Annotated in this window: 17 protein-coding genes; 11 read left to right on the forward strand and 6 right to left on the reverse strand. The window is 56.8% G+C overall.

From position 1 onward, the window contains the following. Positions 1 to 98: 98 nt before the first annotated feature. Both Q4G72_RS17435 and Q4G72_RS17440 read left to right on the forward strand, forming a co-directional pair. The gene (locus Q4G72_RS17435) at positions 99 to 962 is read left to right on the forward strand and encodes a TIR domain-containing protein (RefSeq protein WP_303312714.1); all 864 of its coding nucleotides are present in this window, start codon (positions 99 to 101) and stop codon (positions 960 to 962) included. A gap of 336 nt (positions 963 to 1,298) precedes the next feature. Beyond that, complete coding sequence (locus Q4G72_RS17440; RefSeq protein ID WP_303312715.1) at positions 1,299 to 3,332, forward strand: AAA family ATPase; 2,034 nt, start codon at positions 1,299 to 1,301, stop codon at positions 3,330 to 3,332. A gap of 305 nt (positions 3,333 to 3,637) precedes the next feature. Here Q4G72_RS17440 and Q4G72_RS17445 read toward each other — a convergent pair whose 3' ends face one another. Next, the gene (locus Q4G72_RS17445; RefSeq protein WP_303312716.1) at positions 3,638 to 4,381 is read right to left on the reverse strand and encodes a TMEM175 family protein; all 744 of its coding nucleotides are present in this window, start codon (positions 4,379 to 4,381) and stop codon (positions 3,638 to 3,640) included. 482 nt (positions 4,382 to 4,863) lie between these two features. On the opposite strand from Q4G72_RS17445, the gene Q4G72_RS17450 reads away from it, so the two are divergent. Together Q4G72_RS17450 and Q4G72_RS17455 are read left to right on the forward strand one after the other, a co-directional pair. Further along, positions 4,864 to 6,519: a T9SS type A sorting domain-containing protein gene (locus tag Q4G72_RS17450; protein ID WP_303312717.1), complete on the forward strand. Its 1,656-nt coding sequence runs from the start codon at positions 4,864 to 4,866 to the stop codon at positions 6,517 to 6,519. Between the two features lie 321 nt (positions 6,520 to 6,840). Continuing rightward, complete coding sequence (locus Q4G72_RS17455) at positions 6,841 to 7,206, forward strand: hypothetical protein (RefSeq protein ID WP_303312718.1); 366 nt, start codon at positions 6,841 to 6,843, stop codon at positions 7,204 to 7,206. Between the two features lie 348 nt (positions 7,207 to 7,554). Here Q4G72_RS17455 and Q4G72_RS17460 read toward each other — a convergent pair whose 3' ends face one another. The 3 genes from Q4G72_RS17460 to Q4G72_RS17470 are packed head-to-tail and all read right to left on the reverse strand — an operon-like array spanning position 7,555 to position 10,266. Continuing rightward, positions 7,555 to 8,307 carry a LytR/AlgR family response regulator transcription factor gene (locus tag Q4G72_RS17460; protein WP_303312719.1) on the reverse strand — a complete coding sequence of 251 codons (753 nt, stop codon included), beginning with the start codon at positions 8,305 to 8,307 and terminating at the stop codon, positions 7,555 to 7,557. Next, positions 8,282 to 9,340: a sensor histidine kinase gene (locus tag Q4G72_RS17465; RefSeq protein ID WP_303312720.1), complete on the reverse strand. Its 1,059-nt coding sequence runs from the start codon at positions 9,338 to 9,340 to the stop codon at positions 8,282 to 8,284. The genes Q4G72_RS17460 and Q4G72_RS17465 overlap by 26 nt, the downstream gene beginning before the upstream one ends. A 41-nt stretch (positions 9,341 to 9,381) precedes the next feature. Further along, positions 9,382 to 10,266, reverse strand: coding sequence for a hypothetical protein (locus Q4G72_RS17470; RefSeq protein ID WP_303312721.1), 885 nt, complete (start codon positions 10,264 to 10,266; stop codon positions 9,382 to 9,384). 423 nt (positions 10,267 to 10,689) lie between these two features. Here Q4G72_RS17470 and Q4G72_RS17475 point away from each other — a divergent pair, with 423 nt between their 5' ends. The 6 genes from Q4G72_RS17475 to Q4G72_RS17500 all read left to right on the forward strand — a co-directional run bounded on the left by Q4G72_RS17475 (position 10,690) and on the right by Q4G72_RS17500 (position 22,977). After that, complete coding sequence (locus tag Q4G72_RS17475) at positions 10,690 to 13,500, forward strand: substrate-binding domain-containing protein (RefSeq protein ID WP_303312722.1); 2,811 nt, start codon at positions 10,690 to 10,692, stop codon at positions 13,498 to 13,500. Positions 13,501 to 13,859: 359 nt separating this feature from the next. Beyond that, on the forward strand, positions 13,860 to 17,018 hold the full coding sequence (locus tag Q4G72_RS17480) for a SusC/RagA family TonB-linked outer membrane protein (RefSeq protein WP_303312723.1): 3,159 nt from the start codon (positions 13,860 to 13,862) through the stop codon (positions 17,016 to 17,018). Positions 17,019 to 17,037: 19 nt separating this feature from the next. Further along, positions 17,038 to 18,762, forward strand: coding sequence for a RagB/SusD family nutrient uptake outer membrane protein (locus Q4G72_RS17485; RefSeq protein WP_303312724.1), 1,725 nt, complete (start codon positions 17,038 to 17,040; stop codon positions 18,760 to 18,762). A gap of 263 nt (positions 18,763 to 19,025) precedes the next feature. Continuing rightward, on the forward strand, positions 19,026 to 20,351 hold the full coding sequence (locus Q4G72_RS17490) for a sugar porter family MFS transporter (RefSeq protein ID WP_303312725.1): 1,326 nt from the start codon (positions 19,026 to 19,028) through the stop codon (positions 20,349 to 20,351). 137 nt (positions 20,352 to 20,488) lie between these two features. Next, positions 20,489 to 21,388 carry a carbohydrate kinase family protein gene (locus Q4G72_RS17495; RefSeq protein ID WP_303312726.1) on the forward strand — a complete coding sequence of 300 codons (900 nt, stop codon included), beginning with the start codon at positions 20,489 to 20,491 and terminating at the stop codon, positions 21,386 to 21,388. A gap of 50 nt (positions 21,389 to 21,438) precedes the next feature. Further along, complete coding sequence (locus Q4G72_RS17500; protein ID WP_303312727.1) at positions 21,439 to 22,977, forward strand: glycoside hydrolase family 32 protein; 1,539 nt, start codon at positions 21,439 to 21,441, stop codon at positions 22,975 to 22,977. Between the two features lie 306 nt (positions 22,978 to 23,283). Here Q4G72_RS17500 and nudK read toward each other — a convergent pair whose 3' ends face one another. Next, on the reverse strand, positions 23,284 to 23,868 hold the full coding sequence (gene nudK, locus Q4G72_RS17505; RefSeq protein ID WP_303312728.1) for a GDP-mannose pyrophosphatase NudK: 585 nt from the start codon (positions 23,866 to 23,868) through the stop codon (positions 23,284 to 23,286). Between the two features lie 18 nt (positions 23,869 to 23,886). Between nudK and Q4G72_RS17510 the strand changes: the two genes are divergently transcribed. Next, the gene (locus tag Q4G72_RS17510) at positions 23,887 to 24,693 is read left to right on the forward strand and encodes a DeoR/GlpR family DNA-binding transcription regulator (protein WP_368409016.1); all 807 of its coding nucleotides are present in this window, start codon (positions 23,887 to 23,889) and stop codon (positions 24,691 to 24,693) included. Between the two features lie 43 nt (positions 24,694 to 24,736). On the opposite strand, the gene Q4G72_RS17515 is transcribed toward Q4G72_RS17510, so the two are convergent. Next, positions 24,737 to 25,117 (reverse strand): Imm50 family immunity protein, encoded by a 381-nt coding sequence (locus Q4G72_RS17515; RefSeq protein WP_303312729.1) that lies wholly within the window; start codon positions 25,115 to 25,117, stop codon positions 24,737 to 24,739. Positions 25,118 to 25,198: the final 81 nt, after the last annotated feature.

Raw genomic sequence — 25,198 nt, forward strand, 5'->3', positions numbered from 1 at the left:
GCAAAAAAGCCTGTAGAGAGAGCCCTGCTTTTCGAAAAAAGTGAGTCCGGAGGTAGAAGGACGAAGGTAGCTTTAGTTGCCAACGCTTTGGCAGGTAGTTGGCATTATTTACCAAAAACCTGCAAACCGTTTCAGTAGCTTTGCTTGCTGTCAACAAGGCAGGAACACCTCTTATCTATCTGATGGATCGCAAAAAACTCCAGCTCCTGCGCGAAAAAATAGAAGCCATTGTGCTGCCCGATGCCAAAGACCGGTATGGTCGTCAATACGGGCAGGACGAAGCCCTTCAAAATGCACTGGCCGCTGCAGCCACTACCGCCGTTGGGCTGGTGGGCAAGGCCAAGCTGGTGCGGGGCGGTAGCCACCAAAAGAAGCTGGTGGAGTTGGCCGAGAAGCTGAAAGTCACCGGCAACGTCTTCAACCACTCCTTGGTTGACATGGCCACCCTGCGCACTGCCCGCACCAGCCTTCTGCGCATCCTCAAAACCGTCGACGACGAAAGCCGCAAAGTCTTCATTGTCCACGGTCGCGACGATGCTATGCGCAAAGACGCCCAAGCCACCCTCAACCGCTTCGGCATCGACGGCATCGTTCTGCACGAAGAAATTAACGAGGGCCAGACCATCATCGAGAAGTTCGACCGCGAGGCCCGCGCCTGCGGCTACGCCGTCGTCCTCTTCAGCCCTGATGATATGGGAGGCCTGCGCGTCGGCAAAACTGCGCCTAAGCTCTCGCCTCGCGCTCGCCAAAACGTGGTGCTCGAGCTCGGCTACTTCGTGGCCCTGCTCGGCCGCAAAAACGTCTTTGTGCTTGTCGCCGGCTCGGGCCTCGAGCAGCCCAGTGACTTCCACGGCGTCGTCTATGAAACCTATGACAAAGCCGGCGGTTGGAAGCGGCGTCTCGCCAATGAGCTAAGCAGTGCGGGCTTCTACATCGATCCGGCCGTGTTGAAAAAAATGTAATGACGTCGGGGTCCATGTTCCCATGATCTTTCTATTGATTAGCACTTCGGTAGCAGTATTACCAAGCGTTACAGTCAACTTAAGTGGACCATCTGATTCGCTCGTTTCATTTTACCTAGCCTCTAAATCGGCGGTTAGCCTTGCAACTTCCCCGAATGCTAAATGAGAACGGCCCACCCTAAAAGACATCTCATAGGGCTAAAGATGAGCCATTGTAGCATTGTTCAAAAAGAACCAGGTGATAAGCAGATCAGCAACGCGTTCGTGTGCTTTTTAACATCACCCAAACGTACATTTGTTGAGGCATCTGCTTAAAATGTACGTTTAAACAACAGTATGCGTACTTTACTGGGTAATCGGAATGCTATACAGAATCCAAATAGAATAATGAAGCTAGATTTTAAGGGGGAATACAAATCGATAGACCGCTTGCCAATTGAACACTTGCCGGCATTAACTCTCCTTACCGGACTCAATGGCACGGGCAAAACGCATTTGCTCAAAGCGATCAAAGAAGGGGCGCTAGTGATTGAGGGCATTCCCACCCAAAGAATGCGCTATTATGATTGGAACAATATGGTTCCCTCGAGCGATACAGGAGTAGTCCCTCGAAGCCAATCTATTGCACACCACGCCGAAACGTATGCAGTATTGTCGAAAGTCCTGCTTCACAATCTTTTGTGGCCATTAAAGCAAAAATATGATATTGGCGAATTCGCTATTACAAAAGACCATTTGCTTCAAAGCGTGGACAATGGCCCTCTGTACGCTGCCCTACCGCGCGACATACAAGCTGATTTAGCAACTGAATTTCGTAAACACCATGATTTTTGGACCCAAAAGATAACAGATGGGATTATCCAGAACGATTTTTCTGTAGATTCCAACCCTATCGTTTCCTATCAAAGGAAAAGCCCTATTGTGCTAAATGGGGAGCAGTGTATTAGCTTCCTGCATATTGTCAAGAAAAGCGGAAAGACTCTCTTCGATCTATCGGAAACAGATTGCACTAATTGTCATCCGTTAGTTACTCGGCCAATTGATCCTTTTAATGGGGCCCTCACGCAGCTTTTTGCAGCGTATGTTCGAGAAAAGGAAAGAAACGATTTGAATGAGATTCGTTTTCGGCGTGGGGATGCCGAATCCTTCCTTACCGATGAAGAGTTTTTGAATAATTACGGGCTTCCGCCTTGGGAAATAATGAATCAGGTGCTAGCTGAAGCGAATATGACCTTTCGCTTTGCCATACCTAGTCCGGATGCTCATCGATCACTGGAATTACAGCTGAAGCATACCGTTTCAGGAGCAGACGTTGGGTTTTCATCGTTGTCTTCGGGCGAGCGGGTCTTAATTGCCTTAGCACAGTTTCTCTATCTGGCTCAGGACCCCCGACAGCCCACAGATATGCCCGATCTGTTTTTGCTGGACGAAATTGATGCACCCTTACATCCATCAATGACTGTTGCCATGTTGCGCATCATTGACAACGTGATGGTACAAGAGTACGGCTTGCAGGTCATCATGACAACGCATTCCCCTTCCACTATTGCGCTGGCGCCCGAAGAATCGATTCACATTATGTCTTCGGATCCAATTCAACTTCGTAAAGCGACACGAGACGAGGCTATTCGAGTGCTCACGGTGGGCGTACCGATATTGAGTATTAACCGAGCAAACCGTCGCCAAGTATTTGTGGAAAGCCAACACGATGTAGGCTTTTTCGAAAGTATTGCCGCACTAGCACAACCCTATCTACTACCGGATGTATCCCTTTCCTTCATCGCCAGTGGCCACGATAAGGACGGCGGTTGTGCCCGCGTAAAAAAGCTAGTAAACAGTTTAGCCGAAGCCGGTAACCGTTCCGTATTTGGCATTGTAGATTGGGACGGCCACCATGTTAGTACTAACCAGGTGCACGTACTCGGCGAGAATGCCAGGCACAGTATCGAAAACTTTCTATTCGATCCAACTCTATTGGCCGCGTTGCTCGTTCGCGAGAAGTTAATAGATCGTGGAATCTTAGGTCTGCAAGCTGATCAGACTTACGTTGATATGCGTGGTTTAGCTGATGAACAACTTCAGCTTATCGTTAATACTGTCTTGAAGCACTTGGATTTGCCTTCTGCGAAAGAGGAGGTATGTGTACCTAGCTGCTACATCAACGGCCGCACTGTACAAGTGCCTATTTCATATTTCCATGTCCGGGGGCATGATTTAGAGCAGCGAATCAAGTGCAAATTTCCTCAGTTGAACAAGTTTAAAAGCCCCCCGGAGCTGAAGAGAGAAATCCTGGCTAAAGTACTAGACGATCTGCCTGGTTTCTTGCCGATGGATTTGGTAGAACTCCTGCGTGGCATACAGGACAATTAAGCAGTTGGCAAGTGGACAATATGTAGCTAAATAACTCGACTCAAGCACGTTCGTCCTTAACTTGAAACTTACCCGAACGCAGCTGAAACCTTCCCGCATTTTCACTGTCGTAACCTCCCCGGTGTAGGGAATATGGCAAACGCACAGGTGGTGTTCGGCATCGTGTTGCCGGAAAGGCAACTACTAATCCCCTCCTGACCGGATGAAGACAGGGGTGCCTGTTCCTTGGCCTTTTGGGTTTTCCTATTCTCCTGCTCTTGCTTATCCCTTTTTAGATAATGACACTAAGTGAAAAGGGATGGCAGCTATTGGATATGGTGTGGGCTTATAGTCACCCAGGGTATGCTTGCGGTTTGTGGGCGCCGCCTATTCCCATGCCGAAGCATCTTGACTCGAGAGCCGACTACAACCCCGATGATGGAGACAATGACATAATAGGCTAATCCCACTGGAGGCCATTTAAAAGCAATCAAAATGGGGACAGCCGACAGAGGGCCTAGCAAGAGCGTTACTCGACTTAGACCAAGAAGAACGTCTCTGTCAATATACTCATGAATATAGCCCTGCGTGTCTGCCCTTTTGAAAATCAGATAAAACAGGAACGGGTTTATAATAGCCAGTATACCAAAAAGCGTGATACCTATCGAGCTGGTCGGAAATAATCCGATAAGTGAGATCGGAAATGGGGTAAGCGCTACACTTAATAATAGGATATTGTTTAACCATATAATAGAGTTGTCCTTTCTACGGAGGAGTTTAAAAATCTGATTATGATTAAACCATAAGCTGCTGATAAAGAGGAACCCTAGCATTACACTCAAGAATTTGCTACTAATATGGAGTAGTTGATGCGCTAACTCGGAATCTAACACGATATCTCTACTGATCCACTTAACCGGATTGCTTGCATGGTGCAGTTTATCAATGGCATCCGGTTCGAATTTAAGTTCGATGACTAATAGCGTCAGAGCAATCGCAAAAACACCGTCACTGAACATCTCCAGCCTCTCATTCTGATGAAACTGATGTTCTAAATCTTGGGCCTCCATAGCATATAGACTAGTTCCATGACTAATGGAACTAATGCGCCAGCGGGGTGTGAGCCTGCCGAGCAGATAGGGAATAGGAATTGAGTGTATGTTCTAAAATAGTGTTTATATATAATTATAAATAAGATTATTTACAATTTTTTGATTACATAAGCTTCTCTGCTCAATTGCGGGGCATATAAGGTTCCGATCGGCAAACTTTATCGGGACCTATTTTATTTGGCTTAGTCTGCAGCCGGACAAGATTTAAGGCGAGCTTTCTCCCCAGAGCCACACCTCGTGGTGTAGCCTTCATGGTATTCCTTTCGCTCCACTTGTAAGCGGCTTTCCTGCTCCAAGGGGAAATCAAGGCCTGTATTGCATTAATGCAAATTAATATTAGTTTACATCAAAATATACTCCCTCTACCGTAGGCTTTCTTTTATCCCTGCGTCCGGGCCCCCACCTTGGAGGCGCCGCGCGCTCTTATATACCTGTATCCCATGAAAACTGATAGGAAGGGCGTATGGCCGATCCGGCTGGGGTTACTACTCCTGCTGGGCTTATGGGGGCAGCTGCCACTGCCAGCCACGGCCCAATCTGCTACGGCCGCCTGGCAGTGGGCGACGCGGGCGACCAGCAGCGCCACCGACCCGGAGGACCATAGCCGCGGACGCTTCCTGGCCGTCGATCAACAAGGCAACGTCTTTAGCTCTGGTCACTTTTATGGGTCGGTGGCCCTCGGTAATACCACCCTCGACTCGCCGAAAGCCTATGACAGCTTCTTGGTGAAATACACACCCACGGGCTCCGTGGCCTGGGTGCAACACCTGAACAGTTCGTTGCAGGAAACCATCCTCACGGGCCTGGCCGTGGATGCCGGTGGCAATTGCTACGTAGGTGGCTACTACGTCCAGGGCACGCTAATCATCGGCTCCACCGTCCTCACGGGTGGGGATGGGTTTCTCATCAAGTATGATCCGCAGGGTGCCGTCGTTTGGGTACGCACCGCGGGCTACTTCATCAGAGGGCTCGACTGCACCCCAGCCGGAGAGCTCGTCGCCCTGGGCGACTTTCGAGGGGCCGCAGTTTTCGGAAGCACGACGTTGAACAGCCCGACGAGCAGCAGCTTTCTGGTCCAATACGACCCGGAAGGAACCCCGCGCTGGGCCCAGCAACTGGAAGGGCTTGCCAACGACGAGGGGGCCGTGGCCCTGGATGGCGCGGGCCATATTTATGTGGCGAGTCAATTTCAAGATAAGGCCACGTTTGGCGCCATCACCCTTACGGGGAGTACCAGTGATGAAGACGTTTTTGTGGCTCGCTACACCGCGGCTGGTGTGCCCGAGTGGGCGCTGCGCCAGCCCGTAGCAGGCCCCGCAGGCGATGAAACCGTCTGGGGCCTGACCGCCCATGAGGCGGGCGGCGCCTACCTGGTGGGCGTCTCCTACCCACCGGCCGGCGCCGCTCGGCAATGGTTTGTGGCGCAGTATACCCCGGCCGGGGTTATCGGCTGGAACTATGGAACGACGGGCACGCCCAATAGTGCTCTGACTACTCTCGCGACCGATGTGGCCGGCCATGTCTACGTGGCGGGTATCGTCGCCGGCAGCCTGAGCATAGGCGGCCTCACGCTGACTTCTTCCAGCAACACGGATGCGGATATCGCCCTGTTCTCGTTTACGGGAGCGGGGGAGAAACGCTGGGCCCTGCAGGCCGGCATGGCGACCGGTACCGAGGCCGCGCTGGGATTGGCACTGGACCGAACCGACCATTTCTATTTCACGGGCGCCTTGCAGGGCAATACCGCGCTGGGGTCGGTCTCCTCGCCGCAGAATAGCATTTCAGAGGAACACTTTGTGGCCAAAGCGACTGTCAGCAGCGTGACCGCATCCCATGCGCCCCACCTGGCCCAACCGCTGCAGATTTACCCCAATCCCGCCGGCGGCACCGCGGTCAATCTACGCTGGGCGGGGGGAGGGCAGTTGCCGGCCCAACTCCAGTTGCAGGATGCCCTGGGGCGTTGCTTATGGGCCGGAACGCTCCCGGCCGGACAAACCGAAACCCGTTTACCGGTACAGCACCTGGCTACGGGCATCTATCTGCTGCGTCTGAAAACGGCGACCACCACGGCCACGGGGCGGCTGACCATTGAATAGGTATAAGTACCCATAGAAAGCTACCGTGCGGGAAGACGACAAGCAAACAAACCCTGAAAACGGTTAAAAAGCACCTACTAGAGGTCTCGTTAGGGTTTTTATTCCCCTAAACCACGCTTGTAAACGTCTTTGCAGCGGGGGTACCCCCAGGGGGTACCCCCTGGGGGTACCCCGTCCATGTGGCCGAAAAAATGCCTATTTTTCGTTTTTCCGCTCCGGTTCGCCTCGGGGGTACCCCCTCCAGTGCGCTCCGCATACCGGGGGTACTCCCACTACGGCCCAGGAATACCCCCCCCTTTTGCTCCCCTATTCGTCTGGTCTATGCCCTACGCCAACCGCCCTAAACAGCTTAATCTTAAATTAACGGAGGCCGAATATGAACTGCTGGACGCCGAAGCCTATTTAGCCACCGTGAGCGTGGCACAGTATGCGAAGCACTTACTGCTGGCACGCGGCGAGCAGCCCTTGGCCATCCAAGCCGAACACCTCATAGAAGAATATGAGGAGCGCGAAGCCGCCTTACGCGCGAAGCTCCAACAGGTGCAGGAACAGCTCTGGGTGAAAACGCTGGAAGCAGCCACCTACCAGCAGCAGGTGCAGACCCTGGCCCAGGAGCTGGCCGAGTGGAGGGATCCCGCTCGGCTCGCCCAAGCCATCGATCAGGCGATGGAGAAGTACCAGAAATAACGACTTGCTCAGGTGGGCAGCGTCAGACTGTTTCCGTCGTCTGATCGCCGTGGTGCCTCCCAGTAGCGGTACGGCTTACCAACCGGCTTGCTACTCCCGTACGGGCTGACCAGGAAAGGGTCTCGGAATCTATCTACTCGGTTGTCACCGCTCTAGAAGGAGCGTTTAAGAAATGTGACACGCTAGCCAAGCGGCTTAAGAACACCTGTTGAACGTCTTTCGGCACATGGGACACGGCGCCCCGCTGGTGTCCCTTTCTCCCTCTTGTTGCGGCTGTCTTTTACCGTCGCGCAACCTGCCTTCAGACGGCTACAGAAAAACAAGCCAGACGCTATAATCGTCGTTCGGTTACCCGGTCAGCCACTTGCGTAACGCGGGGGTACGGTGGCTGCTGCTAACTAAGGGCGCATCGGGCAGCCCACGCAGGTAGACGGCTAGCGCGTCATTAAAGTACGGTTCCAGCCGTTCAATAGCGGTTAGCGCAATGATCTCCCCCCGGTTGAGGCGGAAAAAGGCGTGAGGATCCAAACAGGCTTCTAACTGGGCGAGGGTTTCGGACAGCGGGTAGGCCCGGCCCGTGCGGTCAAGGGCATGCGCTACCCCGTGGCGCAGCTGAATGGAGGCAACTTCCGCTACATCGACCAGATACAAACCCTGGCGCGACTTGCTCAGCAGCCGTTGCTTGTAGCGCGGCGTGCTGGGCAGGGCGGCCGCCAACTGCTGCCAGGCAGCCCCCTGCAGCGCCTGCCGGAGCCGGTCGTACTTCTGCAAGGCAGCTGCAAAGGGCGCGTACTGCACCGGTTTGAGCACGTAGCCGATGCCGTTTTGCTCAAACGCCTGCACCAGGTACTGATCGTAGGCCGTCACAAAAATGATGGGGCTGCTTACAGCGACCTGTTGAAACAGGCGAAACACGTTGCCGTCGAGCAGCTCGATGTCCGTCAGGATCAGATCCGGGGCAGGATGGGTGCTCAGAAAGTGGGCCGCTTCGGCGACCTGTTGGAATTCCCCTACGATGGTCGCGGCCGGGTAATACGTCAGGGCGAAGCGGCGCAGCAGATCGAGCGCCGGTTCTTCATCTTCCAGCAGGAGCAGACGCATCGGTGGGTGGGGCAAGGACGGGAGTAAGGGGCAAGGTGACGGCAAAATACGCGGGGGTATCGTCAATGTGCACGGGCACATCGGCCAGCAGTGCCAGCCGGCTCCGTAAAGCTGTCAGGCCGCTACCTTCCCCGGCAGCAGGCGTAGGGCGGGGACGGCGATCATTGTGCACGGTCAGGGCGGTGGGGGTTACGAGCACCCGCACGCGCAGTGGATGGGCCCGGCTGGCCAGGTTGTGCTTGACGGCATTGGTGAGGAGCTCCTGTAGCACCCCGGGCGGTACCAGGCGCGTGGCTAGTTCCTCGGCACCGACCTGCATCTCCTCCGTAAACTCATACGCCTTGCCGAAACGGCAGGTCAGCAGAAACTGGTAGTCACGCGCAAAAGCTAACTCCTCGCCCACGGGCACGGCCTCGTGCTTCCGGGTGCGCACCAAGTATCGGTAAAGACTGGCTAAGTGGGTGAGGTAGTTTTGGGCGGGATGGTTGCCCGGCTCAATCAGGGCGGCCAGAATGTTGAGGTTATTAAACAGAAAGTGCGGGTCGACGTGCTGCTGCAGAGCCAGGAGCCGGGCGCGGCTAGCGGCCTGCTCAGCCTGGGCCACCGCCGTGCGCGCGGCGGCCAAGTGGTGTTGGTACACAAACCCCAGGTAGAGGCCCCCAATGAGCAGAAAATCCATCAAACCCAGCAGCACGCTGCGCAGCAAGGCGTACCAGCCCCAGTCGTGGGGTCGGGTGCCCGGTAGTAGGCGAATGACAAATTCCAGCAGCTCGGTACTCGCCAGCCACAGAACGCTTCCCAGCAAGAGTAGCTGCAGAAAGTAACCAATTCCCACCGCTTCCAGGGGCGGACGCCGCCGCCGCAGCCAGTCCAGCAGGGCTGTGATGGCCATGATCTGCAGCAAGAGCCACACGGGCGCATCGGGATGCCAGATGAAGTGGTCGGCGGTGGACGCCCCGCGCAGGCTACCTGAGAGCGTGAGGAGGAGCGCTAGGCCCAGCGCGAGCAGGTAAAACCAGAGGTTTCTACGCATCGGAGCGAAAGATACGGAATGCCGTGTCGCCAGCCACACGCCTACTTCGTTACCCGTCCCGGTTGCTTGGCGGCCACCTCCTGCCCGTTTTCATCCAGGAAGCGCAGCACTGGCTGGTTGTTTTTGTCCACCCCGATGGTCAGGCGGGTGCGGCCCTGGCTGTCCTGGAAGTCCAGGGTCGATTGTTCCGTGTTGGCCACCAGCATCATGCGCGTGGCGCCTTGCTGGTCAGCCATGATTAGGGCCGAGGAGCGGCCGGCGGTGGTGCCCACAAACAGGCGGGTCTGCAAGCCCAGCTTACCGGCTTTCTGGGCCTGTTGCTTTTCCTCGGGCGTGGCGGCTTTGTATTTTTCCGCCAGGGCCGTCGTCGACTCCTCGGGCGCATCGTTGAAGGTGAGGCCCGCCTTGTAGAAGCCGCCCTGCTCCTGGTAATTAAGGGCAATGACCTGATCCTGGCCAAAGCGGTCAAGCGAGAAGTGGCCGCCAGCGGACACCTTTCCATCCGGGCCCTTCTGCCCGCCGAAAATCAGGCCGCCGCATTCCTCGCCCTTGGTGTTGTAGAACAGCATCCCGGGATGAGGACGCTTATAGTCGATATGCTTGCCGTCGATGGTCACGCCCTGCGGAAACCGCTCCTGATTGCTCATAACCATCTTCACCGTGCCGTCGCGCTCCACTAGGTTCAGGCGCTCTATCGTAATTTCACCGAAGCGCACGGGCTTGTCCGGGCGGGCGGCCGAGGCCAGCAACAGGGCAGCTGGCAGCAGGGTGGCGGCCAAGGCGTAAGCTTTCAGGAATTTTACGTCGCGGGTAAGTTTTGCCATCGAAGTCATGGGTGCTGGGGTAAAGTGGAAGAAGGCCCCAAAAGTGAGATGCAAAACCACGGTCGGCTCTATGGTTTCGGGTGAGTGCCGGAAAAATTGCATGGTGGTGGGAAAAGGCAGGGCGAATACAACAAGACGTTTCGCTGAACCAACGGCGGAGATGTGTTCCTCTTCTACCAATGCATGGAAGGCACAAGGCTGTTATCCTTGTTGACCGAGCGGCTATGAGACGCTAGAAGTCGTTAGGCCTAGGCATAACACCCGTTGAACGTCCGTTTAATAAACGTTATAAGCCACTATCTTGAGACTGGGTAGGCAAGAATGCTTGCGAACATACCAATCTGCCATGCCCCAGGGTGTGCTAGTCATAAAAGTTTAGCTAACAAACTATCCAAGGAAGGACCCAGGCTTCAGTCTGTTCATCTAGTAAAGGCTGAGCAACAACAACGATTTTAGGCCAGTTGGACAGACTGAATTAAGGAGCAGTAGTTTTGGTAACTTCCCCTCGAATCAGACTTCATTTCCATGCTCAGTGCCTTGGTACTACCAATAAATCGTTCACTGCTGAAGCAGCTTCCTGCCAAGGGCCTTTGGCTGCTTTTGTTAGGGCTGGCCGGTTTTCTAACTGATTGTACTACGCAGAATCCGAAGGCCCAGTATCGGATAGGGTTTTCCCAGTGCACGACCGGCGACGCCTGGCGACAGGCCATGCTGGCGGGCATGAAAAAGGAGCTCACCTTTCATCCGGGGGTGAGCTTCCGCATGAAGGACGCCCACGATAACAGCCGCCTTCAGCAGCAGCAGATTCAGGAATTTCTGCGGGAGGGCATTGACCTGCTCATTGTGTCGGCTAACGAAGCCGAGCCCATTACCCCAATTGTGGAGGAGGTGTTCAATCGGGGGATTCCGGTGGTAATTCTGGATCGGCGCACTACTTCCAAGCTTTATACCGCTTACGTGGGGGGCAATAACCTGGAAGTGGGGCGGGCTGCCGGCAGCTATGTGGGCAGCCTGCTTCGGGGCCGGGGCCAAGTGCTGGAAGTATTAGGAGCCCCGGGCGCCTCCCCGGCCGTAGACCGGCACGCCGGGTTTGTGCAGGCCCTGGCCCATTTCCCCGGCGTACAGCTTCAGGCCCAGGTGCACGGCGACTGGAAGCGCCCCTCCGTTATGCAGCGCCTGCCCCAGGTACTGCGCCAGCATCCCGATATCGACCTGATCTTTGCTCACAACGACCGAATGGCCCTGGGCGCCTACCAGGTGTGTAAAAGCCTGGGGCTGGACCGCCGGATCCGGGTAATAGGGGTAGATGGGCTCCCGGGCAACCAAGGCGGTATTCAGTTTGTGCAGGATGGGGTGCTGACCGCCACCCTACTGTATCCGCCCGGCGGGGAGGAGGCCATCCGCACGGCTATGCGCATTCTGCACGGGCTGCCCTACGAAAAGGAAAACATTCTGGGCACGATGGTCATCGACTCGACCAACGTGCACACCATGAAAATGCAGACCGAGAAGCTGGCCAGCCAGCAGCTCGACATTCAGCAGCAGCAGGAGCTGCTGCGCCGGCAGCGGGCCACGTATTCTAGCCAGCAAACCGTGCTCTACACGCTGGCGGCCGCCTTGCTGGGCGCCGCGGTGCTGGGGCTGATTGCCTTCCGCGCGTACCGGGCCAACCGCCGCATCAACCAGCAGCTGGAGCTGCAGAACCAGGAGATTCTTTCCCAGCGCAACCAGATTCAGGACTTTGCCGAGCGGGCCCGCGTGGAGACGGAAGCCAAGCTTCGCTTCTTCACCAACTTCTCCCATGAGCTGCGTACGCCCCTTACCCTCATTTTGGGTCCGGTGGAGGAAATGCTCACCAGCAGCCCCGACCTGCCCCCCACGCACCGCCACGACCTGGGCTTGGTGCGCCGCAATGCCCAGCGCCTGCTGCAACTGGTCAACCAGCTCATGGATTTCCGCCGCATTGACGTCGGCAAGATGCCCGTGCGGGCTACCGAAGGCAACCTGGTGGCCTTTGTCCGGGAAATCATGGATGTATTTGAGCGCCCGGCCCGGCAGCGCGGCATCACCCTGCGCTTTCTGCCCGCGGAGCCCGTGGTGCAGCTCTGGTTCGACGTGAATATTCTGGATAAGGTTTTCTTTAACCTCCTTTCCAACGCCCTGAAATTCACTCCCGAGCGGGGGCAGATTACCGTCAGCATTCAGCCGCTGCCGGCCGAGCGCACCGTGCGGGTCAGCGTGGAGGACACCGGCCGGGGCATCTCCGAGCAGGACAAAGCCCACATTTTCGAGTGGTTTTACCAGGGGCAGCAGTCGGCCGCCAAAGGGTCCGGCATGGGCCTGGCCCTGGCCCTGGGCCTTACCCGTTTGCACCTGGGGCAGCTTTCCTTTACCAGCCAGCCAGGGCAGGGCAGCTCCTTTGTGGTAACGCTGCCCCTGGATCTGCCGGCAGAGCTGAAGTCAACGGAAACGGCGGCCCTGCCTATGCCGGCCCTGACCATTGAAGAAAGCGGCGTGCCCGGCCCCGAGGAAAGCCCAACCGATATCCTAGCTGCCGGTGCCAACCGGGAGGCCCTCATCCTGGTAATTGAGGACAATCCTGATGTCAATACTTTCCTGGTCCATAAGCTGCAGCCTCACTTCCAGGTAAGCTCGGCCTCCGATGGGGCCACCGGGCTGCGGCTGGCGGCCGAAGCTATTCCCGACCTGATTATCTGTGATGTGATGCTCCCGGAAATCAGCGGACTGGAAGTAGTGGCCCAGCTGAAGGGCGACTGGCGAACCTCCCACATTCCGGTTATTCTGCTTACGGCCCGCAATGCCCCCGAGCAGCAGGTAGAAGGTGTGCAGGCCGGCGCCGACCTCTATCTGACCAAACCCTTCAACCCGGCTTTCCTGCTGGAGAGTGTGCGCACGCTGCTTAGCAACCGCGACAAGCTCCGCGAGCATTTCCGGCGGGAGCTTTCTGTGGATACGGCCACCGTAGCCCCGCAGCGCGTCGACCAGAAATTCCTGGCCGACCTCACCGCCATTGTGGAGGCCAACCTCACCCGCTCCGACCTGAGCGTGGAGGATGTGGCCCGCAGTATGGGTATCTCCCGGGTGCAGCTCTACCGTAAAGTAAAGGCCGTGCTGGGCACCGGCGTCACTGAGTTTATCCAGGGGGTACGGCTGACCAAAGCCCGCCAGCTCCTGCTGACCGATGAGCTGACTATTGCCGAAGTGGCCTATCAGCTGGGCTTCTCATCCCCCTCCTATTTCTCCACCAGCTTCAAGGCCCGCTACCATGTATCCCCATCCGAGTTCCGGGCACTGCACACAACCCCCAGCTTGTGATTCAAAAAGTGAAAATCGGGTATCAAAAATAGAAGTCCGGCACTGAATGAAAGTTGCAACAATTAGTTAATCAGTTGATTATCAATACACTAACTATATATGAAGAGAAGTCTAAAATTTGGAAGAGTTTGAGTGAATAGAGCAAGCCATAGGTAAGCTTTTGACTGAGCTTTGAGCAAAAGATCAGTCGTGAAAACTTCCCCCTCCTCCTTGTCCATTGCCGTGCCGGCCCTAATGCCACCAGTACTTCTGGTGTCTATGGGTGGGCACGGCAATGTTGTTTTCGGCTAATCCTTCCCCACGCTTAAGCTGCTTTTTCCGGCTACCCATTTTTTCCCAACTCCCCTCCCCAACTTCCCATGAAAGAAACTCGACCCTTAGTACGGCAGGCATTGTTCCTGTCGCTACTGACTACAGCGCCGCTGGCTTTCCCGGGGGCTGTGCAAGCAGAAACCAAACGGCTGAGCACGGCCGATGCCCGGCAGGCAGACACCCCAGTGAGCGGCCGCGTCACGGATGAAAAAGGAGCCGGCCTCCCCGGGGTAACGGTAGTAGTGAAAGGAACCACCGTTGGTACTTCTACCGGCCCCGATGGCGAGTTCACTATTAACGCGCCGGAAAATGGCACTCTCGTCTTCTCATTTATAGGCTACAAAACCCAGGAAGTAGCCGTGGCGGGTAAAACTTCCGTCACCCTCTCTCTGACGCCCAACGTCACGGCCCTGAACGAGGTGGTGGTAACCGGCTACCAGGTGCAGAAAAAGGCGGACCTGACTGGGGCGGTGGCCGTGGTTAAGATTGATGAGGTAAGAGACCTGCCGTCTTCCAACCCCGTGCGCAACCTGCAGGGCCGGGTGCCCGGCGTGAACATCACCACCGACGGCTCACCTAACGGCAATGCCCAGGTACGCATCCGCGGCTTCGGCACGCTCGGCAATAATGATCCGCTGTATGTGATTGATGGTATTCCGACCAAGGAAGGCATCGGACAGATCAACCAGAATGATATCGAGTCGATACAGGTGCTGAAGGATGCTTCGGCGGCCAGCATCTACGGCTCACGCGCCGGCAACGGGGTCATTATCATCACCACCAAGAAAGCGAAGAAGGGCGTCAGCCGGGTAGATTTCTCCACCTTCCTCACTATGCAGAAGCCGGGCAAGCATATTGATATGCTGAACACCCAGGACTACGGCCGGGTATACTGGCAGGCATCGGTGAATGACGGTATCACCCCCAACAGCCCCTTCTACACCTTCCAGTCCAGCACGGATGCCAACGGGCGCCCGGTGCTGGACGGGGTGACGGTGCCGGAGTTCCTGGACGCCGACAAAACCATGCGCACTGCCGATACCAACTGGTTTGATGAGACGCAGCAAAACGCCATCATTCAGAGCTATAACCTGAACGTAACCAACGGTGGCGAGCGGGGCGGCATGCTGCTTTCCCTAAACTACTACGACAACAAAGGCACGCTGAAATACACCGGCCTGGACCGCATGACGGCCCGCCTAAACTCCGACTATAGCTTCCTGAACAACAAGCTTAAAATCGGGGAAAACCTGACGCTGGCCAAAACCCGGCAGTCGGAGGTGGGCATTGATTACGTGCGCGACCGGAGCAGTCAGCTGCTGGCCATTGTGCCGGTGCGCACCGTGGACGGTGTAGGCTGGGGCGGCCCCGTATCGGGCATTGCCGACCGTGACAACCCCGTGCGCGTGCTGACGGACAGCAAGCAGAATCGCTCCAACACTGGCCGGGCCTTTGGCAATATGTTTGCCGACCTGGAGGTGCTGAAAGGCCTGCACCTGCGCAGCAGCTTCGGCATCGACTATACCCTGTACAAGTTTCGGGACATCTACAAAACCTACCGCGCTGGTTATCTTTCCGAGGCCAATAACCGGGTAACGCAGAACGAGCGGTTTTACGGCAACTGGGTGCTGCAGAATACCCTGAATTACAACCTAAACCTGGGCGACAAGCACCAGCTGGACCTGTTGGCCGGCCATGAACGGATCAGCTATAACTCTGAAAGCTTCTTTGCCTCCCGCACCAACTTTGCCAGCGAGGACCCGGACTACGTTTTCCTGGACGCCGGCGCGGCCAACCAGAACAACGGCGGCTCCGGCACGGCCTACCGCCTGGCCTCCCTGTTTGGGAAGGTGAACTACTCCTTTCTGGACCGCTACCTGCTGTCGGGTACGCTGCGCCGGGATGGGTCTTCCCGCTTTGGTAAGGACAACCGCTTTGGGGTATTCCCGGCCGTATCGGCGGGCTGGCGCCTGAGCGAGGAAGCCTTCGTGAAAAACACGGCCCCCATGGTGTCGGATCTGAAGCTGCGCGTGGGCTGGGGCCAGACGGGTAACCAGGACATTGCCGACTTTGCTTCCCGCGGCCTGTATCAGTCCATCCTTGGCATTCAGGACCCCAACTTTGAGTACGACCGGGGCACGGCCTATGATATCTACGGCACCAACAGCAACCTGCCCTCCGGCTACCGCCGCGTGCAGCAGCCCAACGACCAGCTGAAGTGGGAAACCACCACCCAGACCAACTACGGCATCGACTTCGGCTTGCTGGATAACAAGCTGACGGGCTCAGTGGACTACTTTGTCAAGAACAGCAAGGACATTCTGGTGAACCTGCCCTACCTAGGCTCGGTAGGTGAAGGTGGCGACAAGTTCGTGAACGGCGCCTCCATTGAGAACAAGGGCTGGGAGTTCCTGCTGGGCTACCAGAACCAGCTTAGCAGCGGCCTGACTTACAGCGTAACCGGCAACCTGTCCTCCTACCGCAACAAACTCACTTTCCTGCCAGCGGAGGTAATCAACGCTTACGGCGGCAACGGGCAGGACGTCACCCGCCTGGGCCACTCGGTTAATGCGGTGTACGGCTACGTGGCCAACGGCCTGTTCCAGAGTGAAGAGGAAGTAAACAACCACGCTACCCAGACGGGTGCCGCCCCGGGCCGCATCCGCTACGAGGACCTGAACAACGATGGTAAGATTGACAACTTCGACCAGACCTGGATTACGGAAGCCACCCCGGACTTTATCTACGGCCTGAACCTGGGCAGCAGCTACAAGGGCTTTGATCTGCAGCTGTTTCTGCAGGGCGTGCAGGGGCTGGAGGCTTACAACAACGTGAAATTCCGCACCGACTTCTCCTTTGTGTCCGGGGAAAACTGGGGGCAGCGCACCCTGGATGCCTGGTCGCCGACCAACACGGGCTCCTCTATTCCGGCTTCCTCGTTGATTAACACCAACAACGAGGGACGTGCTTCTACCTACTTCATAGAAAACGCTTCTTACCTAAAGCTGCGCAACATTCAGCTGGGCTACAGCCTGCCGGAGAGCCTGGTAAGCAGAGTAAAGCTGCAGGGTGCCCGCGTGTATGTGCAGGGCCAGAACTTCTTCACCATCAAGAGCAAGGAACTCTCCACGCCCGACCCGGAAGTGACCAACTACCAGTACCCCATTCCGGTCATTTTCACCACGGGCCTGAACATTTCCCTCTAACCGCTACTGCCTTTTCATCATGAAATCGATAAAAACCTGTGCGCTGGTGGTTTCCCTGCTGGCCGTTTCCTTCAGCTGCTCTGATAAGAACTTCCTGGACGTGTCGCCCAAAGGGACCCTGGCCGACGAGGACCTGAATACGCCCGCCAACATTGAGAAACAGGTTATTGCAGCCTATTCCCAGCTCGGCAACGACGTATACCGGGCACCCTACACCTCTATGTGGCCCTACGGCAACATCCGGGGCGGCGACGCCTACAAAGGCGGGGGCGGCACCGGCGACGTGGATGCCTTCCATTTCTACGAAACCTTCACCTTCAACCGCCCCGACATCGGCAACACCGATGAGGTGTGGTTCCTGCTCTACATCGGCATTTCGCGCACCAACGACGCCCTGCGCCGCCTGAATGCGGTAAGCGAAGCGGAGATGCCCAACAAGGCCGTGCGCCAGGGCGAAATGCGCTTTTTGCGGGGACACTTCTATTTTCTGCTGAAAGAGCTTTTCGGGCGAGTGCCCTACATCGACGAAACCATACCCACTTCGGATTATGGCAAAGTCTCAAACGTAGACCTGACCAAGGAACAGCTCTGGGACAAGATTGCCGAAGACTTCCGCTTTGCCGAAGCCAACGTGCCGGCCTCCCAGCCCGAAATCGGCCGCGTAACCAAATCGGCCGCGCAGGCCTATCTGGCGAAAACCCTGCTGTATGCCGCTTACACCCAGAACGAGAGCCATACCGTAACGGGCACTGACCAGGCCAAGCTGCAGGAAGTGGTTCGGCTGACGGATGAGGTAATCAGCTCGGGCAAGTACTCGCTGCACCCGGATTTTGCCACCAACTTCCTGTCTTCCGGCGATAATGGGTCCGAATCGGTGTTTGCCATTCAGTTCTCCCGCAACGATGGCACGCCCAAAGGGCGCACCCAGCGCGGCAACGAGCTGAACTACCCCATGAACCCGGACTACGGCTGCTGCAGCTTCCACCAGCCCAGCCAGAACCTGGTAAACGCCTTTAAGACCGATGCGCAGGGCCTGCCCATGTTCGCCACGTTCAACACCAGCGGTAACCTGACGGACTCCGCTGACTTCAAAAAGAACACCGTGGATCCCCGCCTGGACCACACCGTGGCCATCAACAGCCACCCCTACAAGTACGACCCCAACTTTGTGTTCCGCAACTCCTGGGTGCGCGTGCCGCAGGTGTACGGCTACTTCATGTCGATGAAGGAAACAGTGCTTCCCTCCGACCCCAGCTTTCAGAAGAATCCGCCCTTCATGAGCACTTCCAAGAACTGGGCGCTGATCCGCTACGCCGATGTGCTGCTCTGGAAGGCCGAAGCCCTGATTGAGCTCAACCGCCCCGCCGAGGCGCTGCCTTTGATCAACCAGATCCGGGAGCGGGCGCAGAACAGCACGGCCATGCTCAAGCAGAAAGACGGACAGGCCACATCCAACTACAAGATTGGCCTGTATCAGGCCGATAAATGGACGCAGGAATACGCCCGCGAAGCCCTGCGCTTTGAGCGCCGCCTGGAATTTGCCATGGAAGGCTACCGCTTTTTTGACCTGGTGCGCTGGGGCATTGCCGCCGAGTACCTGAACAACTACTTCACGGTGGAGAAAACCCGCCGCCAGTACCTGCAGGACGCCAAGTTCACGAAGGGCCGCGACGAGTACCTGCCCATTCCCCTGAATCAGATCAACTTCAGCAAGGGCCTGTACAAGCAGAATCCGGGCTGGTAAAACGTCCTTTTGTTAACGAGCTGGGGCAGGTGGGCGCGGCGGCGATAAGTGGGTAAGGGCACTTTTCGCCCCGAGCAAAAATCGGCCGGTTATGGTGGGTAACTGGCCCGACCAAATGACCGGGGGCGAAGCCGCCGCAGCCGCCTGTGCCGGCTCAACAAAAACCTATGGTGCAACGAGTTGCGCTGGATAAGCAATTTTAATATCAACAGGGAAGTAGGTTGCTGAAGCCAGCAGCCCACCTTCCGCATCGAAATACCGCGGTGAAAAACAGCAACGTCTTTTTCTGGTCCCTGGTGGTTGCCCTGGGGGGCTTTTTGTTCGGCTTTGATACAGCCGTGATTTCCGGGGCGGAGAAGGCCATTCAGCAGCTCTGGGGCCTGAGCACGGTGGAGCACGGCTTTACCATTGCCATTGCCCTGGTGGGCACCGTATTCGGGGCGGTGTTCGGCGGCCTGCCTTCCGATAAGCTGGGGCGCCGCAAAACCCTCATCATCATTGCCGTCCTTTATCTAGTATCGGCTTTAGGCGCCGCCCTTACCTCCAGCTGGGTGGCCTTCTTGGTGTTCCGTTTCCTGGGTGGCCTGGGCGTAGGTGCATCCTCCGTTACGGCTCCCCTGTACATCTCGGAGGTGTCGCCGGCCGCCCGCCGGGGCCGCATGGTGGCCATGTTCCAGTTCAACATTGTCTTTGGCATTCTGATAGCCTACCTCTCCAACTACCTGCTGACTGGCGTCGGCGAAAATGACTGGCGCTGGATGCTGGGCGTGCAGGCCCTGCCGGCGCTGGCGTTCTTCCTGCTGCTGTTTCGGGTACCGGAAAGCCCCCGCTGGCTGCTGGGCCGCGGGCGTGTGGAAGAAGCGCGGGCCATTCTGAACCGTATAGATCCGACCACGGCCGACCAGGATGTAAACAGTATTCTGACGGCCAACGCCCTGGATGAAGCCGGCGGGGGCGAGTCGCTCTTTGCCCGCCAATACCGCACCCCAGTGATGCTGGCGGTGCTGTTCGCTGTCTTCAACCAAGTATCCGGTATCAACGCCATTATCTACTACGCCCCGCGCATTTTTGAGATGACGGGTCTAGGTAAAGGCTCTGCGCTGCTTTCCTCGGCCGGTATCGGCCTGATCAACTTCCTGTTTACGCTGCTGGCTATGAACTTCATTGACCGGTTCGGGCGCCGCAAGCTCATGCTCATTGGCTCGTTTGGGCTGATTGCCACGCTGGGGCTGGTGTCCCGCGCCTTCTACCTGCAGCAGTTTGGGGGCATGATGGTGCCGGTACTGCTCTTTGTGTACATAGCCTTCTTCGCCTTCTCGCAGGGAGCAGTTATCTGGGTATTCATCTCCGAAATCTTCCCCAATACCGTGCGGGCCAAAGGTCAGGCCCTGGGCTCTTCCACCCACTGGGTTATGGCCTCTATCATTGCCTTCACCTTTCCCTATTTTGCCGAGAAGCTGGGCGGCGGGCATACCTTCCTGTTTTTCTGCCTGATGATGGTGCTTCAGCTCATTTTTGTATGGCGCTTCATGCCGGAAACGAAAGGCACCTCCCTGGAGCAGCTGGAAAAAACGCTGGTCATCCACTAAACTTCCCACTAAGCGTCGTAGCGAGAGTAGTTGATAAACCTTACCGGGACGGAAAACAGATTACTGCATCAGCCCCTAAGGTGCTAAACCCCCGCTCGGGATGACGCCCTTTTTTCATCAACTGACAGCCACAGGTTATGCCTAATGAGAAGAAAATAGTTTGTTTCGGCGAAATCCTCTGGGACGTGCTGCCCACGGGAAAGCAGCCCGGCGGCGCGCCCTTCAACGTGGCCGTGCACCTGAATCAGCTGGGCGTGCCCGCGCAGCTCATCACCCGGGTGGGCGACGACGAGCTGGGCACCGAGCTGGTGGAATTTGTGACCTCCAAAGGCATTCGGCCCGATTATGTGCAGCTGGGCAAAACGCACCTTACCGGGGTGGTAAAGGCGAATGTGGATGATGCCAACGAGGTAACGTATAAAATTGTGCACCCCGTGGCCTGGGACTACATTCAGCACGACCCGGCCCTGGACGAGCTGGTAGCACAGGCCGATATGTTTGTGTACGGCAGCCTGGCGGCCCGCAGCCTGGCCACCCGCGAAACCCTCTACCGCCTGCTGGAGCACGCAAGGTTCCGGGTCTTTGACGTGAACATGCGCCCGCCTCACTATACCAGGGAAGTAGTGAAATACCTGCTGGGCAAAGCCGACCTGGTGAAGATGAACCACCACGAGCTGGCGGAAATCATGAGCTGGTTTGGGGAGGAAACCGACCCCGCCGCCGCCATGCAGTGGCTGGCCGCCCGCTTCGACCTGCAAGGCGTGTGCGTTACCTGCGGCGCCGACGGGGCCCTGCTCTGGACCAACGAACAGTTATATCGCGCCCCGGGCGTTGCCGTCGAGGTAAAAGACACCATTGGCAGCGGCGACGCCTTTCTGGCGGCCCTGCTGAAAGGCTGGCTGGCCGGGCAGGAGCCGGGCGAGAACCTGCGGTTTGCCTGCGCTACCGGCGCGCTGGTGGCTACCCACCTGGGGGCCACGCCGGTCATTAGTGCGGCTGATGTGCGCAATTTGCTGCAGGAGCGCGCCGCACTTTAAAGCTCCCTGGCCTGCTCCTTATCCTCTTTGTACTTCCTTTCCAGTATCCCATGAAAAACTGCCTCCTGTTAGCCCTGTCCCTGGCTTTAACGGTTCAGATAAGCCAGGCCCAGACGCCGGCTGCCAAGCCGGCCATACCCCCGGCCACGCCCCAGTTCCGCCCGGCCTACCACTTCAGCCCGGCCAGAATGTGGATGAACGACCCCAATGGGATGGTGTACTACAAGGGCACCTATCACCTGTTCTTCCAGCACTACCCCGACGGTATGGAGTGGGGCCCCATGCACTGGGGCCACGCCACCAGCCCCGACCTGGTGCACTGGCAGGAGCAGCCCATTGCCCTGTTCCCGGATAAGTTGGGCTGGATTTTCTCCGGCAGCGCGGTGGTGGATGAAAACAACACCTCCGGCTTCGGCAAAAACGGGCAGGTGCCCCTGGTGGCCATCTTCACGCACCACAACGCCGAGGAGGAAAAGAAGAAAACCAACAAGCACCAGTACCAGAGCCTGGCTTACAGCCTGGATGAGGGCAAGACCTGGACCAAGTACGAGGGCAACCCGGTGCTAAACAACCCCGGCATTCCGGACTTCCGCGACCCAAAAGTAAGCTGGCATGCCCCCAGCAAAAAGTGGGTGATGACCCTGGCCACCAAGGACCGCATCACCTTTTTCTCCTCTCCCAACCTGAAAGAGTGGACTAAGGAAAGTGAGTTTGGCGAAAAGCTGGGTGCCCACGGCGGGGTATGGGAATGCCCCGATCTGTTTCCCCTCACCCTGGAAGGTAAAACCCACTGGGTGCTGCTGGTGAGCATAAATCCCGGCGGCCCCAACAGCGGCTCGGCCACCCAGTACTTTATCGGGCAGTTTGATGGCAAGACTTTTACGCCCGCTGACACCCAAACTAAGTGGGTGGATTATGGCAAGGATGATTATGCGGGTGTCACCTATAATAACACCGGCGCGCGGCGCATTTTCCAAGGTTGGATGAGCAATTGGGAATACGCCAACCAGGTCCCTACCTCTCCCTGGCGCAATGCCATGACGGTACCCCGGGAGCTGGCTCTGCGCCAAGTGGGCGCGGATCTGTGGCTTACCTCGCAGCCCGTGAAGGAAGTAAGCCAGGCACTGCAGACCGGCAGTGTGAAGCTGCAAAAGCTGGCCGTGCTGAAGGAGCTTGACCTGAGCAGCAAGCTGCCTAACCTAGGCGACAAGTTCCAGCTCAAGCTCAGCACCAAGCTGCTGAAGGACTTTTCCCTTATCCTGTCCAATAGCCGGGGCGATGAGCTGGTTATCGGCTATGATCAGAAAGCCAATGCCTACTACATAGACCGGAGCAAGTCCGGAATGGTCGCTTTCAGCGACAAGTTTCCGGGCCGTCACGCCGGGCCCCGTCGGGCGGTAACACCGGGGGCTGATCTGACGCTGCTGTTTGATGCTTCCTCCGTTGAGCTGTTCGCTGATAATGGTCTGACCGTGTTAACCGAACTCTACTTCCCCCATGAGCCGCTCACCAAACTCAAAGTGAAGTCAAGTGCCGGCGTACTTATTCAGGAGCTAAACTATGCTCGCTTGGCCAACGTTGTTAAATAGGCGGCTCAGCAGTTGGTCAGGCCATGCGCCTAGCAGTGGCATAAGCTCTTAATGCAAGCATACAAAAAGGACCGGCGTCTGACGCCGGTCCTTTTTGTATGCTTGGGTAGCTCGGATCGGCCTGCAGCAGGCGCCCTATCAGCATGGCAGCGGGCTTGTAGACGGTAACGGGCCCGCATGGTGCCTGATCGGACGAAAATGGAGAAGTTCACAAGAAGGCACTTAGCATAATTCGACTTATCGGACTTGGATAGCGGCGAGTGGCTCGGTTCTGCGACCCGTACGCTTGGCGCAATCGCTTTCTCCTCAGGCCAGGGCCGCGGTCAGCTGCTGCAGGCGTAAATACTGCAAGAGCATAATAGTCTTGCCATCTTGAATTTCGCCGGTGGCCACCATCGCCAGGGCCTGGGACAGCGGCAGCTCCAGGATCTCAATTTCTTCTTCCTCGATGCCGCCCCCACCCCGTTGCTCGGTGAGTGGGGAGTATTCGGCCAGGTAGAAGTACAAGCGCTCGGTCACCGAACCGGGACTCATGTAGGCTTCCATGACTTTTTGCACTGCCGTCAGCCGGTAACCGGTTTCCTCTTCTGTCTCGCGCAGGATGGCCACGTCGGGGTGCTCGTCGTCCAGCAGCCCGGCGCAGGTTTCAATCAGCAGCCCCGTCGGATGGCCATTGACGAAGGTGGGCAGCCGAAACTGCCGGGTCAGAATAACCGTGTCGGCCGCCGGGTGGTGCAGCAAAATGGTGGCCCCGTTGCCCCGGTCGTAGGCTTCGCGTGACTGGGTTTCCCAAGTGCCATTTTTGCGCTGGTACGCAAAGGTGAATTTGCGCAGCGTGTACCAGTTATCGGACAATACTTCAGGTTTTTGCAGGCGAATGCGTTCGTTCATATTAATTCGATTGTTCGTTTGTGTTCGAGTATGTTTCTTTGTGATTGTATAGGAGCAAGTAACAGCAAACCCATGAATTCTCCATTGCGCAAGCAGTATTTGTTGGCCGCCTTGGCCCAGCACGGCAGCCTGGAAGTGGCGCCCGCCGCCCAGCAGTTACAGACTACTCCCCTTACGATTCGCCGGGATTTAGCGCAGCTGGCAGCCGAGGGGTTGGTCGTGCGCACCCACGGCGGGGCTGTGCTCCCGAGTGTGGTGCGGAATCCGGTGGCCTTCACCCGCAAATCGACGGTGTATGCCGCCGAGAAAGCGGCTATCTGTCAGCGGGCCGCCGCGCAGATTGCGGCGGGGGATACGATTTTCATCGACTGCGGCAGCACCACTTTCCCCCTCTGCCCACTCATCCGCCACCTGGCGATTCGCGTGGTCACAAATTCGCTGCCCGTACTCTTCGAGTTGGTGGGGTCGGCCGTGCAGGTCGTGCTCGCCGGTGGGGAGGTGGATGCCGAGCGCCAGGCGATGCACGGCACCGTGGCGGTGGAGCAGCTGAAGCGCTACCGCGTGGACAAAGCCTTTCTAGGAGTGGACGGGCTCTCGCTGCAGCGTGGGTTGAGCGCGAACAGCGAAGCGGAAGCCGCCATTAGCCTGGCAGTGGCCGGAGCAGCCAGCCACGTATACCTGCTGTGTGATGCGAGTAAATTAGAGCAAGAAAAATACTTCCAGTTCGCGCCCCTCACCCTGGTCGACACCTTGATTACCGATGCCCGCGCGTCCCCGGCCTTACTGGCCCAGTATCGGGAAGCGGGCATAGAGGTGCTCGTCTAGTCTCCTAACACAGCCAAGCTGAACGTAACGTTTACTTATCGGACTAATAAGCTGATATTTTGTCCACGAATAGCCATTCAAATTCTATCGTTAGCTGCAGCTCTGGCGCCTCTACTTTCAACACTAAATGTTCTGCCCTTCGAACAAGCGTAATGTCGCAGTGCCTGCAAAATGTTGCCCCTTGTAAGCTTGCTGCTTTGATGTTGATTCGGCGTAAAGAGATGGAGACCGTATTGAAGCCGTTGGCAGTCCACTTCAATGGTGGTTTAGACGGGGAATTCAGTGGACTGAAGCGAATAACCACCTGCGTATAGCCATTAAATTCAAAGTTGACTTCATGAAGTAGTCCACCTTGCAACGCCGGCATCTCTGGCCCATACACGGCTTCTATGGCTTTATAATCTTCGGCTAGTTGGTACCACATGGTTTGTACTTTCTGGCAAGAGTAGGCAAAAGATTAATAGCTTCCCTTCTCAGAAATTTCCCTTTACATAAGATTAGGTAT

It is taken from the genome of Hymenobacter sp. BT730 (assembly GCF_030542105.1).
Taxonomy (GTDB): domain Bacteria; phylum Bacteroidota; class Bacteroidia; order Cytophagales; family Hymenobacteraceae; genus Hymenobacter.

Excerpts from the sequence above, each read along its gene's own strand:
- Q4G72_RS17485 (WP_303312724.1), top strand. The coding sequence starts at position 17,038 with ATGAAATCGATAAAAACCTGTGCGCTGGTGGTTTCCCTGCTGGCCGTT.
- Q4G72_RS17465 (WP_303312720.1), bottom strand. The coding sequence starts at position 9,340 with ATGCGTAGAAACCTCTGGTTTTACCTGCTCGCGCTGGGCCTAGCGCTC.
- Q4G72_RS17480 (WP_303312723.1), top strand. The coding sequence starts at position 13,860 with ATGAAAGAAACTCGACCCTTAGTACGGCAGGCATTGTTCCTGTCGCTA.
- Q4G72_RS17470 (WP_303312721.1), bottom strand. The coding sequence starts at position 10,266 with ATGCAATTTTTCCGGCACTCACCCGAAACCATAGAGCCGACCGTGGTT.
- nudK (WP_303312728.1), bottom strand. The coding sequence starts at position 23,868 with ATGAACGAACGCATTCGCCTGCAAAAACCTGAAGTATTGTCCGATAAC.
- Q4G72_RS17475 (WP_303312722.1), top strand. The coding sequence starts at position 10,690 with ATGCTCAGTGCCTTGGTACTACCAATAAATCGTTCACTGCTGAAGCAG.
- Q4G72_RS17455 (WP_303312718.1), top strand. The coding sequence starts at position 6,841 with ATGCCCTACGCCAACCGCCCTAAACAGCTTAATCTTAAATTAACGGAG.
- Q4G72_RS17440 (WP_303312715.1), top strand. The coding sequence starts at position 1,299 with ATGCGTACTTTACTGGGTAATCGGAATGCTATACAGAATCCAAATAGA.
- Q4G72_RS17495 (WP_303312726.1), top strand. The coding sequence starts at position 20,489 with ATGCCTAATGAGAAGAAAATAGTTTGTTTCGGCGAAATCCTCTGGGAC.
- Q4G72_RS17500 (WP_303312727.1), top strand. The coding sequence starts at position 21,439 with ATGAAAAACTGCCTCCTGTTAGCCCTGTCCCTGGCTTTAACGGTTCAG.
- Q4G72_RS17445 (WP_303312716.1), bottom strand. The coding sequence starts at position 4,381 with ATGGAGGCCCAAGATTTAGAACATCAGTTTCATCAGAATGAGAGGCTG.
- Q4G72_RS17460 (WP_303312719.1), bottom strand. The coding sequence starts at position 8,307 with ATGCGTCTGCTCCTGCTGGAAGATGAAGAACCGGCGCTCGATCTGCTG.
- Q4G72_RS17515 (WP_303312729.1), bottom strand. The coding sequence starts at position 25,117 with ATGTGGTACCAACTAGCCGAAGATTATAAAGCCATAGAAGCCGTGTAT.
- Q4G72_RS17450 (WP_303312717.1), top strand. The coding sequence starts at position 4,864 with ATGAAAACTGATAGGAAGGGCGTATGGCCGATCCGGCTGGGGTTACTA.